The organism is Mesorhizobium erdmanii (assembly GCF_013170725.1).
GTDB lineage: Bacteria > Pseudomonadota > Alphaproteobacteria > Rhizobiales > Rhizobiaceae > Mesorhizobium > Mesorhizobium erdmanii.
On the sequence record NZ_CP033361.1, the window covers coordinates 3,925,053 to 3,937,343 of the forward strand.

General features: G+C 62.0%; 12 protein-coding genes. 11 read left to right on the top strand and 1 reads right to left on the bottom strand.

Annotation, left to right across the window (positions count from 1 at the left end; translation table 11 throughout):
- Nucleotides 1–88 precede the first annotated feature (88 nt).
- Entirely contained in the window at nt 89–1,009 is a 921-nt protein-coding gene (gene tsf / locus EB233_RS19000) for a translation elongation factor Ts (RefSeq protein ID WP_064988621.1), read from the top strand.
- 13 nt (nt 1,010–1,022) lie between these two features.
- On the opposite strand, the gene EB233_RS19005 is transcribed toward tsf, so the two are convergent.
- The gene (locus tag EB233_RS19005) at nt 1,023–1,958 is read right to left on the bottom strand and encodes a LysR family transcriptional regulator (RefSeq protein WP_064988622.1); all 936 of its coding nucleotides are present in this window, start codon (nt 1,956–1,958) and stop codon (nt 1,023–1,025) included.
- Nucleotides 1,959–2,070: 112 nt separating this feature from the next.
- Here EB233_RS19005 and EB233_RS19010 point away from each other — a divergent pair, with 112 nt between their 5' ends.
- The 10 genes from EB233_RS19010 to fabZ all read left to right on the top strand — a co-directional run bounded on the left by EB233_RS19010 (nt 2,071) and on the right by fabZ (nt 12,286).
- A complete protein-coding gene (locus EB233_RS19010) occupies nt 2,071–2,598 on the top strand; it encodes a nuclear transport factor 2 family protein (RefSeq protein ID WP_064988623.1) in 528 nt (175 codons plus the stop codon).
- 53 nt (nt 2,599–2,651) lie between these two features.
- Complete coding sequence (locus EB233_RS19015) at nt 2,652–3,761, top strand: aldo/keto reductase (protein WP_064988624.1); 1,110 nt, start codon at nt 2,652–2,654, stop codon at nt 3,759–3,761.
- 142 nt (nt 3,762–3,903) lie between these two features.
- Nucleotides 3,904–4,626: a UMP kinase gene (pyrH, locus tag EB233_RS19020; RefSeq protein ID WP_027051886.1), complete on the top strand. Its 723-nt coding sequence runs from the start codon at nt 3,904–3,906 to the stop codon at nt 4,624–4,626.
- A 109-nt stretch (nt 4,627–4,735) separates the two neighbouring features.
- Nucleotides 4,736–5,290: a ribosome recycling factor gene (frr, locus tag EB233_RS19025; protein ID WP_027051885.1), complete on the top strand. Its 555-nt coding sequence runs from the start codon at nt 4,736–4,738 to the stop codon at nt 5,288–5,290.
- 32 nt (nt 5,291–5,322) lie between these two features.
- A complete protein-coding gene (locus EB233_RS19030; protein WP_027051884.1) occupies nt 5,323–6,057 on the top strand; it encodes an isoprenyl transferase in 735 nt (244 codons plus the stop codon).
- Nucleotides 6,054–6,866 (top strand): phosphatidate cytidylyltransferase, encoded by an 813-nt coding sequence (locus EB233_RS19035; RefSeq protein ID WP_064988625.1) that lies wholly within the window; start codon nt 6,054–6,056, stop codon nt 6,864–6,866. The genes EB233_RS19030 and EB233_RS19035 overlap by 4 nt, the downstream gene beginning before the upstream one ends.
- 95 nt (nt 6,867–6,961) lie before the next feature.
- Nucleotides 6,962–8,104: an RIP metalloprotease RseP gene (gene rseP / locus EB233_RS19040; RefSeq protein ID WP_064988626.1), complete on the top strand. Its 1,143-nt coding sequence runs from the start codon at nt 6,962–6,964 to the stop codon at nt 8,102–8,104.
- Nucleotides 8,105–8,321: 217 nt separating this feature from the next.
- On the top strand, nt 8,322–10,694 hold the full coding sequence (gene bamA, locus EB233_RS19045) for an outer membrane protein assembly factor BamA (protein ID WP_064988627.1): 2,373 nt from the start codon (nt 8,322–8,324) through the stop codon (nt 10,692–10,694).
- A 76-nt stretch (nt 10,695–10,770) separates the two neighbouring features.
- The gene (gene lpxD, locus EB233_RS19050) at nt 10,771–11,826 is read left to right on the top strand and encodes a UDP-3-O-(3-hydroxymyristoyl)glucosamine N-acyltransferase (RefSeq protein ID WP_064988628.1); all 1,056 of its coding nucleotides are present in this window, start codon (nt 10,771–10,773) and stop codon (nt 11,824–11,826) included.
- Nucleotides 11,819–12,286, top strand: coding sequence for a 3-hydroxyacyl-ACP dehydratase FabZ (fabZ, locus tag EB233_RS19055; protein ID WP_064988629.1), 468 nt, complete (start codon nt 11,819–11,821; stop codon nt 12,284–12,286). The genes lpxD and fabZ overlap by 8 nt, the downstream gene beginning before the upstream one ends.
- Nucleotides 12,287–12,291: the final 5 nt, after the last annotated feature.

Here is a 12,291-nt window from a genome sequence, read left to right on the forward strand (position 1 = left end):
CTTCATCTTTCTCATATTTTGGCACGCTAAACAGACGCATCATCGAGTACCGATGGTGCGTCGGTGCATTTAAAACAAAGAGGCGACAATGAGCATTTCGGCTGCACAGGTCAAAGAACTCCGCGACTTGACCGGCGCGGGCATGATGGACTGCAAGGCGGCGTTGACCGAGACCAACGGCAACATGGAAGAAGCCGTCGACTGGCTCCGCAAGAAGGGTATCTCCAAGGCCGACAAGAAGGCCGGGCGCACGGCGGCCGAAGGCCTGATCGGCGTTGATGCCGGCGTCCGCGAGGCTGCCATTGTCGAGGTCAATTCCGAGACCGACTTCGTCGCCCGCAATGCCGCGTTCCAGGAAATTGTCTCCAATGTCGCCAAGGTTGCGCTGGCCTATGGCACCACCGAGGCCGTGGCTGCCGCAAAGTACCCGGGTTCGGACAAGTCCGTCACCGACACCATCAAGGATGCCGTCGGCACCATTGGTGAGAATCTGGGCTTCCGCCGTTCGGCCAAGCTGACCGTTCCGCACGGCGCGGTTGCGACCTATGTCCACAATGCGGTTGCCGATGGCCTCGGCAAGCTCGGCGTGCTGGTCGCGATCGAGACCACTGGCAATGAACATGCCGCCAACGCGTTTGCCCGGCAGGTCGCCATGCATGTCGCCGCCACCAACCCGCTGGCGCTGACGGCAGAGCAGATCGATCCGGCCGCGGTCGAGCGCGAGAAGGCGATCTTCGCCGACCAGGCGCGCCAGACCGGCAAGCCGGAAGCGATCATCGAAAAGATGGTCGAGGGTCGCCTGCGCAAGTTCTACGAGGAAGTCGTGCTCCTGAAGCAGGCCTTCGTGCTCAATCCCGACATCACCGTCGAGAAGGCGCTGAAGGATGCCGAGAAGGAGATCGGCGCGCCGGCCAAGATCACCGCCTACCTGCGCTTCGCGCTCGGCGAAGGCATCGAGAAGGAAGAGACCGATTTCGCGGCGGAAGTCGCCGCGGCGGTCAAGAAGTAAGCTTCCTACCGCTTTATTCCGAATGTGTTTTTCGGCCTGATGTCCGCTGGGACATCAGGCCGATTTCTTGTGCGGTGTCGATGAAGGTCCGCAGCTTCGGCGCCATCGCCGCCCGGCGCGGGAAGTAGAGGAAAAGGCCAGGCTCCTCGATCGCCGATTGCGGCAGAACCTGCACCAGGCGGCCAGCAGCAAGATCCGCGCGCGCCAGCGGTTCGAACATGTAGGCGAGACCCACTCCGGCGAGTGCCAGGTCAATCGCGGCGAGCGAATCCGTGACGATGGCCGTTCCGCCGGTCTCCATGACGACATCCTCGCCGTCCTCTGTCAGGTCCCAGCGATAGAGCGCACCGGAGCGGACCAGCCGGTAGCCGATGCAGTTGTGGTTGGCGAGATCGGCCACGCTGCGCGGTCGGCCGCGTCGCCCGATATAGGCCGGTGCGGCGACGATGACGGCTTTGAATGGAGGCGTCAGCCGCACGGCCACCATGTCCTGCGCGATCATCTCGCCCAGCCGGATGCCGGCGTCAAAACCTTCGCCGACGATGTCGACCAGCCCCTGATCGGCGAAGACCTCCACCGTAATGTCTGGATAGCGCTCGGCCATCGCCGCGACGATCGGGGTCACCGCCAACGGAATCGCGATGTTGGAGGCGTTGATCCTGAGGAGGCCGGACGGCCGGCCCTTGACGCTGCGGATACGGTCCATCCGCTCGGCAATGTCCTGGAGTGCAGGGGCCGCCGTTTCCACCAGCGCTTTGCCGGTCTCGGTGAGTGAAACGCTACGCGTCGTGCGCGCGAACAAGGGCTGGCCGATCCGTTCTTCGACGATACGCACGGCATGGCTGACAGCCGAAGGACTCATGCCGAGTTCGGCGGCGGCAAGCGCGAAGCCACCGCGCCGGGCAACGGCGACGACGACAGGCAGGTGGCTCAGCAGATCCCGATCCATTCATGCATGATATCGCATAGTCTTTGCGAACAATGCAATCTTATCGACGCGAAAGCCACGGTCCACATTGTCGCCAACACATCGGCAATTGATGGCATCGAGGAGAAGAGACATGAATGCGTTGAAGCACGTAACGTTCGCGGCAGGCATGGCGCTGGCGCCGATCGATGCCGGCGGGGCGGAACCTTCCGGCTGGCAAGCGCTCGCGGACGAACGCGCGGTCATCCGTATTGCCGACGGCATCGACCGCGCCGTCGACGCCCAGGACTGGACACTGGCGCGCAGCTATTTCGCAGATCGGGTTACAGCCGATTTCAGCAGTCTTTCCGGGCAGCCCGCGGCCAACATCGCCTCCGACGATCTGATCGGCGCCTGGGCTGGTAACCTCAAGGGCAGCAAGACAAGCCTGCATCTGCGCACAAATCACCAAGTCGTTCTCGAGGCGGACACGGCGACCGTCCGTTCGAACGGCTATGCCTGGAACCGGATGGAAGGCAATGGCGACCCGCTTTGGGAAGTCTGGGGCACCTACGAGCACCACTTGGCGCGTTGCTCCGCCGGCTGGAAGGTCGACGGCTTTGCGTTCCGAATGACGCATGAGCGCGGCAATTTCTGGGTCAAGACGACGCCGGGACACTGACACTCCCGGGCATTGGCGCCACGGCATTCACTACCAAGCATTGGAAGACGATCATGAGCATGACCTATTACACTCTCGGCAACAGCGGCCTCAGGGTCAGCAGGCTGGCGCTGGGCACCATGACTTTCGGCAAGGAATGGGGTTGGGGAACCGACAGGGATACAGCGCGCGCGATGTTCGACGCCTATGTCGAGGCGGGCGGCAATTTTTTCGACACGGCGGATTTCTACACCGGCGGCACCGCCGAAGCCTGGCTTGGTGAGTTCATCGCCGAGCGGGGACTGCGCGATACGGCGGTGATCGCCAGCAAGTTCACCATGAACATGCAGCCCGGCAATCCGAACGCCGGCGGCAACGGCCGCAAGAACATCATGCGGGCGGTTGATGCTTCGTTGAAGCGGTTGGGTACGGACTATATCGATCTCTATCTCATGCATGTGTGGGACAGGCTGACGCCGGCCGAAGAGGTCATGCGCACCCTGGATGACCTGGTGCGAGTGGGCAAGGTGCGCCATGTCGGCCTGTCCGATGTGCCGGCCTGGTATGCGGGGCGGGCACAGGCGATCGCCGAACTGCGCGGATATGAGCCGGTTTCGGCGCTACAGCTCGAATACTCGCTGGCCGAACGGATGATCGAGAACGAGTTCGTGCCATTCGGCACGCGCCATGGTGCCGGCATCATGGTGTGGAGCCCACTGGCCAGCGGGCTGCTCAGCGGCAAGTATCGGCCGGCCCAGGCCGGAAACGTCGGCCGGCTCGACGGATTCCGCAATTCGACCCATCCGGGCTTCCAGAAGTTCACGGAGCGCAACTGGGCCATCGTGGCCGAACTCGAGAAGGTCGCGTCCGAACTCGGCCGCAGCATGCCGCAGGTCGCGCTCAACTGGGTGGCGACGCAGCCGGGGATCGCCACCATCATCCTCGGTGCGACGACCCTTTCCCAGATCCAGGACAATCTTTCCGCGCTGAACTTCGACATCCCGGCAAGGCTTCGCGACCGGCTGGATTCGGTCAGCGGAACGCCGGCGCCGTTCCCCTATTCCTATTTCGGGCCGCAGATACAGGCGCGCGTCACCGGCGGTGCCGCTACCGGTGACAAGCCCTCCGGCTACGCATCACCGGTGCTTGTGGAGGGCGTGCCGGCGAGCGTGTCCACCAACTGATCGATCGGGCAGGATTGCATAAATTTGCAGGTCGGGCGCCGCGTGACATCGCGGCGCCCTTCGTGTATCGGAACCCGGTGTTTTGGGATGGCGCCTGTGCGAATGCCTGCCCGGATACCACATGCAAAATGACGAGGACCAGATGACGGTGAAGCCCCTCTACCGACGTGTCTTGTTGAAAGCGTCGGGCGAAGCGTTGATGGGCGAACAGCATTTCGGCATCGACGTCTCGGTCGTCGATCGCATCGCCGCCGACATTGCCGAGGCTCGTGCACTGGGCATCGAGGTCGGCGTCGTCATCGGCGGCGGCAATATTTTCCGCGGCGTGGCTGTCGCCTCCAAGGGCGGAGACCGCGTCACCGGCGACCACATGGGCATGCTTGCCACGGTCATCAACTCGCTGGCACTGCGCACATCGCTGAACAAGATCGGCGTCGAAGCCGTGGTGTTGTCGGCGATCGCCATGCCCGAGCTTTGCGAAAGCTTTTCGCAGCGCCAGGCCACCGCCTACATGAACCAGGGCAAGGTGGTGATCTTCGCCGGCGGCACCGGCAATCCTTTCTTCACCACTGATTCGGCCGCGGCACTGCGCGCGGCCGAAATCGGCGCCGATGCTCTGTTCAAGGGCACGCAGGTCGATGGCGTCTATTCGGCCGACCCGAAAAAGGACCCGAACGCGACGCGTTTCGAGCGCATTACCCATGCCGAAGTCATAAATCGCGGCCTTTCCATCATGGATACGGCAGCGATTGCACTTGCGCGCGAAAACAACATTCCGATAATCGTCTATTCGATCCACGAAAAAGGTGGTTTCGGCGACATTCTGAGGGGCGGCGGCCGCTGCACGGTCGTCGCGGACAATTGATCCGGGCCTGATCCCTTGAAAAGGGGAAACCGGCTTTTTCGAAAATCAGGCTCGAACGGGGCCGTGCCCGAAGCAGTGAACCCGCGGCAGACGGGTCGAGGAGACTAAGATGAGTGGTGAGTACGACGATCTCAAGCGGCGCATGGATGGGGCAATCGCCGCGTTCAAGCATGACCTGGCTTCGTTGCGGACCGGTCGCGCCTCCAGCAATCTGCTCGATGCCATCCAGGTGCAGGCCTATGGCACCACCATGCCGATCAATCAGGTGGCCAACGTGACGGTGCCGGAGCCGCGCATGATCTCGGTGTCGATCTGGGATAAGTCGATGGTTGGCGCCGTCGACCGCGCCATCCGCGAATCGAATCTGGGATTCAATCCGATCGTCGACGGTACCAATCTGAGGATTCCGCTGCCGGAGCTCAACGAGCAGCGCCGCAAGGAGCTGGTCAAGATTTCGCATGGCTATGCCGAGAACGCCCGTGTCGCCGCACGCCATGTGCGCCGCGACGGCATGGATTTCCTGAAGAAGGCGGAGAAGGACGGCACGATCAGCGAGGACGATCAGCGCAAGCGTTCGGACCAGGTCCAGAAACTTACCGACGAAACGATCAGCACCATCGATCATCTGCTTTCCGATAAGGAAGCTGAAATCATGCAGGTTTAGGGTTGGCCGCCGGCTGACCCGAAAGCGAGATCATGACAACGCCCGCGCATGTCGCGATCATCATGGATGGAAATGGACGCTGGGCCAAGGCGCGCGGCATGCCGAGGCTCGCCGGTCATCGTGCCGGCGTCGAGGCATTGCGCAAGACGGTGCGCGCGGCACCGGATCTCGGCATCTCCTTCCTGACCGTCTACGCCTTCTCGTCGGAGAACTGGTCGCGGCCGAAGTCCGAGGTCAGCGACCTGATGGGGCTGTTGAAGCTGTTCATCCGCCGCGACCTCGCCGAACTGCACCAGAGTGGCGTGCGGGTCAGGATCATCGGCGACAGGGCAGGGCTCCAGGCCGACATCCGGGGGCTGCTCGACGAGGCCGAATCGCTCACAGCCGGCAACGAAGCGCTGACGCTGGTGATCGCCTTCAACTATGGCGGGCGCGACGAGATCGTCCGCACGGCGCGCAAACTTGCCGCGGCCGTGGCACGGGGCGAAATCGACAGCGAGGCGATCACTGCCGAAAGCTTTGCCGGCGCTCTCGACACGCAAGGCATTCCCGATCCGGAGCTGGTCATACGCACCAGCGGCGAGCTTCGCCTGTCCAACTTCCTGTTGTGGCAGGCCGCCTATAGCGAACTCGTCTTCCTGCCTTGCTATTGGCCCGACTTCAGCCGCGAGCATCTCACCGAGGCGTTGCGCGAATTTGCCGGCCGCGAGCGCCGATTCGGCGCATTGGGGCCGCAAGACGTCGCTTCGCGACCGGCCGCGGGATGAGCAACCTTCAGCTCCGCGTCATTTCAGCGGTCGTGCTTGCCGTCATTGCGCTTGGCCTGACCTGGCTTGGCGGCCTGCCTTTCCGACTTCTGTGCGCAGCCATGTCGGCGATGATCTTCTACGAGTGGACACGCATGTCGCGGCCTGCGGTCAATGGGCTGAGCTTCCTGCCCGAGGCGCTGGTCGTCGTTTTCATAGGCGCTTTGATTGCCGGGCTTTCGGCATCCTGGCTGTTGCTGCTAGTCGCGTTTCTGACTGCCGTGACGGCGATAGCCGCCCAGGTACGCAAGACGGGGCAATGGGAGGCGAGCGGCCTTGCCTATGCCAGCGTGTCCGGCCTGTCGCTCGCCCTGTTGCGCGATGGTGACAATTCAGGCCTGGTCGCCATCCTGTTCCTGTTCGCCGTCGTCTGGGCGACCGACATTTTTGCCTATTTCGTCGGGCGCGCCATCGGCGGTCCCAAGTTGGCGCCGTCGATTTCGCCCGGCAAGACGCGCAGCGGCGCGCTCGGAGGCGCTGTTGGTGGCGTTGTCGCCGGGGTTATGCTGGCCGCCGCCGCCGGCGCCGGCAACCTGGCCTTGCTTGGCCTTGTCGCACTTGTGCTTTCGATTGTCGCCCAGGCCGGCGACCTGTTCGAATCCTGGGTCAAACGGCGGCATGGCTGCAAGGATTCGGGCATGCTCATTCCAGGCCATGGCGGCGTCATGGATCGTGTCGACGGCCTTGTCGCGGCGGCTCTCGCTCTATACGTCATCGGCTGGATTTCGGCGGGCGCCGATCATCCGACGCAGGGGCTGTTTCCGATTTGAATGATGTCGTTCCACGATCTGGTGCGGGCGCCTTGGATTCGCCTGGATTGATGTCACAGTCACCGCGCGGCAGCGGAAGAATTTGAGGGGATGAGTTGAACGGGATTCTTCACGCGATTTTCAGCACCGACGGCTTGTTTCTCGGCACGCTCGTGCCGTTTCTCTTCGTGCTGACCGTGGTGGTGTTCGTCCACGAGATGGGCCACTACCTCGTCGGCCGCTGGTGCGGCATCGGGGTCAGGGCCTTCTCGATCGGCTTCGGTCCCGAACTCTTCGGCTTCAACGACAGGCACGGCACGCGCTGGAAGCTTTGCGCGATACCGCTTGGCGGCTATGTCAAATTTGTCGGCGATATGAGCGCCACCTCCAGCAAGCCGACGTCGGACGAACTCGAGACGTTGACCGAGGAGGAGCGCAAAGTTGCCTTCCACACCCAGGCGATCTGGAAGCGCGCGGCGACGGTGGCGGCCGGGCCTCTGTTCAATTTCCTGCTGACGATCGTCGTCTTTTCCGTGCTGTTTGCCGCCTATGGGCGTTATGTCGCAGAGCCCATGGTGGCGGAGGTTACAGCGGATAGTCCGGCCGCAAAGGCCGGCATCCAGCCCGGCGATCGATTCGTCAGTGTCGACGGCAGCAAGGTCGAAACCTTCGGCGATGTGCAGCGGCTGGTCTCGGGCCGCGCCGGCGATACCATCACCTTTGTCATGCTGCGCGATGGCAAGGAAGTCACAGTGACCGCAACCCCGCGGCTGATGGAACAGGACGACGCGCTCGGCAACAAGGTCAAGGTCGCCGTGATCGGTGTCGTCAACAACAAGGAACTCGGCCAGCCCCGTCTCATCACCTACACCCCGGTCGGGGCGGTTGCGGCGGCAGTCGAGGAAACAGGCCACGTCATCGAGCGCACCGGCCAGTTCCTGCAGCGTTTCGCCGTCGGTCGCGAGGACAAGTGCCAGTTGGGGGGGCCGGTCAAGATCGCCGACATGGCCGGCAAGGCCGCCAAACTCGGTTTCGAATGGCTGGTGCAGCTCGTCGCGCTGCTTTCCGTGGGCATAGGTATTCTAAATCTTTTGCCGATTCCCCCCCTCGACGGCGGCCATCTCTTGTTCTACGGGGTGGAGGCTGTCATCCGCCGGCCGGTGTCGGAACGGATGATGGAAATGGCCTATCGGGCCGGTCTGCTTGTGGTCTTGTGCTTCATGGGTTTCGTGTTCTGGAACGATCTGTTTGGATGCTGAAATCATGAAGAAATTTGGCCTGGCAGCGGTCGATGTTGAGACGCCGTTTACCATGCGCGGGGATATGAGTGACGCGAAAGCCACGCACCAGGGTTAAGTAAATACAAATTAACCAGAAGCCTTGCGTGTAGGGAAAATCCGGTTAATACGGTAGGGGAAATTACCGCACGTCCGGTTTTCTCGCCGTGGGGACTACGAGAAAAGGTTATTAAGCCCGATGAAGGCAGCATCCAAGTTTCTGAGCGCCGCGTCCGCGGCGGCACTGTCCGCCGCTTTGGTCGTACCAGGTGCGCTCGCAGTGCAGTTCGTTGCCACATCGGCGGCTGAAGCCGCTGTCGTCAGCAGGGTGGAGGTGACCGGCAACCAGCGTGTCGACGCCGAAACCATCCGCAACTACATCACCATCAAGCCTGGCAAAGCCTTCTCCAGTTCCGACATCGACAGCGCGGTGAAGGCGCTGTTCGGCACCGGGCTGTTCTCTGATGTGCAGATCAACCAGGTCGGCTCGACCCTGGTGGTCAAGGTTGCCGAATACAAGGTCGTCAACCAAGTCCTGTTCCAGGGCAACAAGAAGCTCAAGGACAATGCGCTCGAGGCGGCGGTTCAGTTGAAGCCGCGCGGGACGTTCTCGCAGGCGACGCTCGATTCCGACGTCGAGGCGGTCAAAGCTGCCTACAGGCGCATTGGACGCGACGATGCCGGCGTGACCACGCAGATCATGGATCTCGGCGACAATCGCGTGAACGTGGTTTTCAAGATCACCGAGGGCGACCGCACGCAGATTGCGGCGATCAATTTCGTCGGCAACAGCGCCTATTCCAGCCGCCGCTTGTCCGACGTCATCAACACCAAGCGCTCGTCCTGGGTTTCGTTCATCCTGCGCGATGACGTCTATGACGAGGACAAGCTGCGCGCCGACCAGGAGTTGCTGCGTCGCTTCTACTACAATCACGGCTATGCCGACTTCCAGGTCGTGTCGGCCGTCGGCGAGCTCGACAATGCGACGAACAAATACACCGTCACCATCACCATCCAGGAGGGTGAGCGTTACAATTTCGGCGATATCAGCGTCGAAAGCACGATCCCGGAAGTCGATTCGAAATCGCTGGAATCGGTTGTCGAGACACGCAAGGGCGACGTCTACAACGCCAAGAATGTCGAAGACTCCATCATCGCGCTCACCGAGAAGGTGGCCGGTTCGGGCTACGCCTTCGCGCAGGTGACGCCGCGCGGCGACCGCAATTTCGAGAACCATACGATTTCGGTGGTCTATACGGTCGACCAGGGCACCAAGGCCTATGTCGAGCGCATCGAGATTCGCGGCAACGACCGCACGCGTGACTATGTCATCCGCCGCGAGTTCGATGTCAGCGAAGGCGACGCCTTCAACCAGGTGCTCATCCAGCGTGCCAAGAAGCGCCTGGAGAACCTCGATTACTTCACGTCGGTCGACATCTCGACAGTGCCCGGCTCGCAGCCGGACCAGGTCGTCCTGGTGGTCACCGTGGTCGAGAAGTCGACGGGTGAATTCTCGGTCGGTGCCGGCTATTCGACCGGCGGCGACACGGCAGGTCCGTCCGTCGAAGGTTCCATCACCGAGCGCAACTTCCTCGGCCGCGGTCAGTTCATCAAGCTGTCGGCGGGTGGCGGCAAGAATTCGCGCGACTACAGCCTGTCCTTCACCGAGCCGTATTTCCTCGGGCGGCGTATCGCAGCCGGCTTCGATATCTACAAATCGACGAGGCAGTATAACAACAACTACGACAGCGACACCACGGGTGCGACGGTCCGTTTCGGACTGCCGATCACCAACAGCATCACGACCCAGCTGGCGTATAATATCTCTCAGGAGAAGTATAAGGTCGACAGCAATTGCGGTCCCACCAGCCCTGGAGATCCCGACGGCACCTGCACGATTTCGCCGGCCATCCTGGACGGCATCGCTCAAAGTCCTTGGATCAAATCCTCGATCAGCTTGGGACTGGTATACAACACCATCGACGATATGAAGAACCCGCATGAGGGTATTTATGCCAATACGACGGTCGAAGTGGCCGGACTTGGCGGTGATGCAAAGTTCGTGAAGCTCACCGGGCGCGGCAGCATCTATCAGACGCTGTCCGAGCAGCTTGATCTGGTCGGGCTGATTTCAGGTGGCGCTGGTCACGTCGAGAGTTATGGCAATAACGGTACTCTGCGAATCTTCGATCAATTCCAGAGCACCGACCGTATGATCCGTGGCTTTGCGTACAATGGCATCGGGCCGGTGGACCCGAATACAGGTGACCATCTGGGCGGGGTGACCTATTTCAATGCCTCGGCCGAAGCTCAGTTCCCCTTGCCGGTTGTTCCCGAGAGCTTCGGCTTGCGTGGCGCTGTGTTCGCCGACGCTGCAACGCTCTACGGCAGCAAGATCAACACGAGCGTCGACCAGGCTTCTCTCGATATGCAGTTGCGCGCCTCGGTCGGTGTCGGCCTGATGTGGGCTTCGCCGTTCGGGCCGATCCGCATCGACTATGCGATCCCCGTCAAGAAGCAAGCTCACGACGACGTGCAGGAATTCAACTTCGGCATATCGACCCGCTTCTGATCGGCGGCAAACGATGCTCCCGGATTTTTTTGGATCCGGGAGAAATGTTCCGACCTAGCTGGATATAGCTTCTGGAATGACCGATCCGGTGTTCTTCGCGCCATCACGCCGGTATACGGCGGCCGAAGTCGCGAATCTGACCGGCTCGGTGCTTGTCGATTCCGGCCACTCCGACGTTTCGATCGAGGCCCTGGCACCGGCCAACGAGGGCGGCGGCAGTGCACTTGTCTTCGTCGACGGCAGGCGCAATTCCGCGTTGATGCCGTCGCTGCGGGCGGCCGCGGTCCTGTGCCCGGCGGAATTCGCCAACAAAGCGCCGGCTGGCGTGGCTGTCCTGATCCATCCGCGTCCGCAACAGGCATTCGCGCTGGTCGGTCGACTTCTGTTCCCGACAGCCGCCACGCCGGGGCCGATGACCGGTGAAACCGGCGTTTCGCCGCATGCCCATATCGATCCGACCGCGCATGTCGAGGCCGGCGCCATCATCGAGGCCGGCGTGGTCATCGGGCCGCGCGCCTCGATAGGCCGCGGCACCGTGATCGCGCCCAACGCCGTCATTGGACAGTCCTGCCAGATCGGCCGCGACGGTTATGTCGGACCGGCCGCCAGCATCCAGTATGCGCTGATCGGCAATCGGGTCATCATCCATGGCGGCGCCAGGATCGGCCAGGACGGGTTTGGCTTCGTAGGCGGCGCCAAGGGACCGGAACGTGTTCCCCAGATCGGACGTGTTATCATCCAGGACGATGTCGAGATCGGCTCCAATTCCACCGTCGATCGCGGCGCCATGTCGGATACGATCATCGGTCAGGGCACCAAGATCGACAATCTCGTGCAGATCGCCCATAACGTCCGCATCGGTCGCAATTGCATAGTGGCCGGGCTTTCGGGTATCTCCGGTTCCGTGGTCGTGGGTGACAATGTCACCATGGGCGGCGGCGTCGGGCTTGCGGATCACCTGACGATCGGCACAGGAGCCAAGCTTGCCGCCAGAAGTGGGTTCATGAGCAATGTGCCTGCCGGCGAGATATGGGGCGGTTATCCGGCGCAGCCGATGGCGGAAGCAATGCGGGAGATAGCCATGTTGCGCACGATGGCCAGGGCACGCAAACAGGGCAAGGACAATGGCTGATATGGTGGCGGCGGCGACGCTGGAAGCGGTCGACATAATGGGGCTGATGAAGCTTCTGCCGCACCGCTATCCGTTCCTGATGATCGACCGTATCGTCGACATCGACGGTGACAATTCTGCCGTCGGTATCAAGAACGTCACCATCAACGAGCCGCATTTTCACGGGCATTTTCCGGAGCAGCCGGTTATGCCGGGCGTGCTGATCGTCGAGGCCATGGCGCAGACGGCGGGCGCCATCTGCATCCGGAGCCTCGGGGCGTCGAAGCCGTCGCTGGTCTATTTCCTGACCATCGACAACGCTAAATTCCGCAAACCGGTCGTTCCCGGCGACCAGTTGAAGATTCATGTCAAGAAGATCAAGAAGCGCGGCAACCTGCTCAAATTCGCCTGCGAAGCCCTGGTCGATGGCACCAAGGCGGCCGAGGCCGAGATTTCAGCCATGATGGTCACCGGCGACTGACAATC

Excerpts from the sequence above, each read along its gene's own strand:
- EB233_RS19010 (WP_064988623.1), top strand. The coding sequence starts at position 2,071 with ATGAATGCGTTGAAGCACGTAACGTTCGCGGCAGGCATGGCGCTGGCG.
- fabZ (WP_064988629.1), top strand. The coding sequence starts at position 11,819 with ATGGCTGATATGGTGGCGGCGGCGACGCTGGAAGCGGTCGACATAATG.
- EB233_RS19015 (WP_064988624.1), top strand. The coding sequence starts at position 2,652 with ATGAGCATGACCTATTACACTCTCGGCAACAGCGGCCTCAGGGTCAGC.
- frr (WP_027051885.1), top strand. The coding sequence starts at position 4,736 with ATGAGTGGTGAGTACGACGATCTCAAGCGGCGCATGGATGGGGCAATC.
- EB233_RS19030 (WP_027051884.1), top strand. The coding sequence starts at position 5,323 with ATGACAACGCCCGCGCATGTCGCGATCATCATGGATGGAAATGGACGC.
- EB233_RS19035 (WP_064988625.1), top strand. The coding sequence starts at position 6,054 with ATGAGCAACCTTCAGCTCCGCGTCATTTCAGCGGTCGTGCTTGCCGTC.
- bamA (WP_064988627.1), top strand. The coding sequence starts at position 8,322 with ATGAAGGCAGCATCCAAGTTTCTGAGCGCCGCGTCCGCGGCGGCACTG.
- lpxD (WP_064988628.1), top strand. The coding sequence starts at position 10,771 with ATGACCGATCCGGTGTTCTTCGCGCCATCACGCCGGTATACGGCGGCC.
- EB233_RS19005 (WP_064988622.1), bottom strand. The coding sequence starts at position 1,958 with ATGGATCGGGATCTGCTGAGCCACCTGCCTGTCGTCGTCGCCGTTGCC.
- tsf (WP_064988621.1), top strand. The coding sequence starts at position 89 with ATGAGCATTTCGGCTGCACAGGTCAAAGAACTCCGCGACTTGACCGGC.
- pyrH (WP_027051886.1), top strand. The coding sequence starts at position 3,904 with ATGACGGTGAAGCCCCTCTACCGACGTGTCTTGTTGAAAGCGTCGGGC.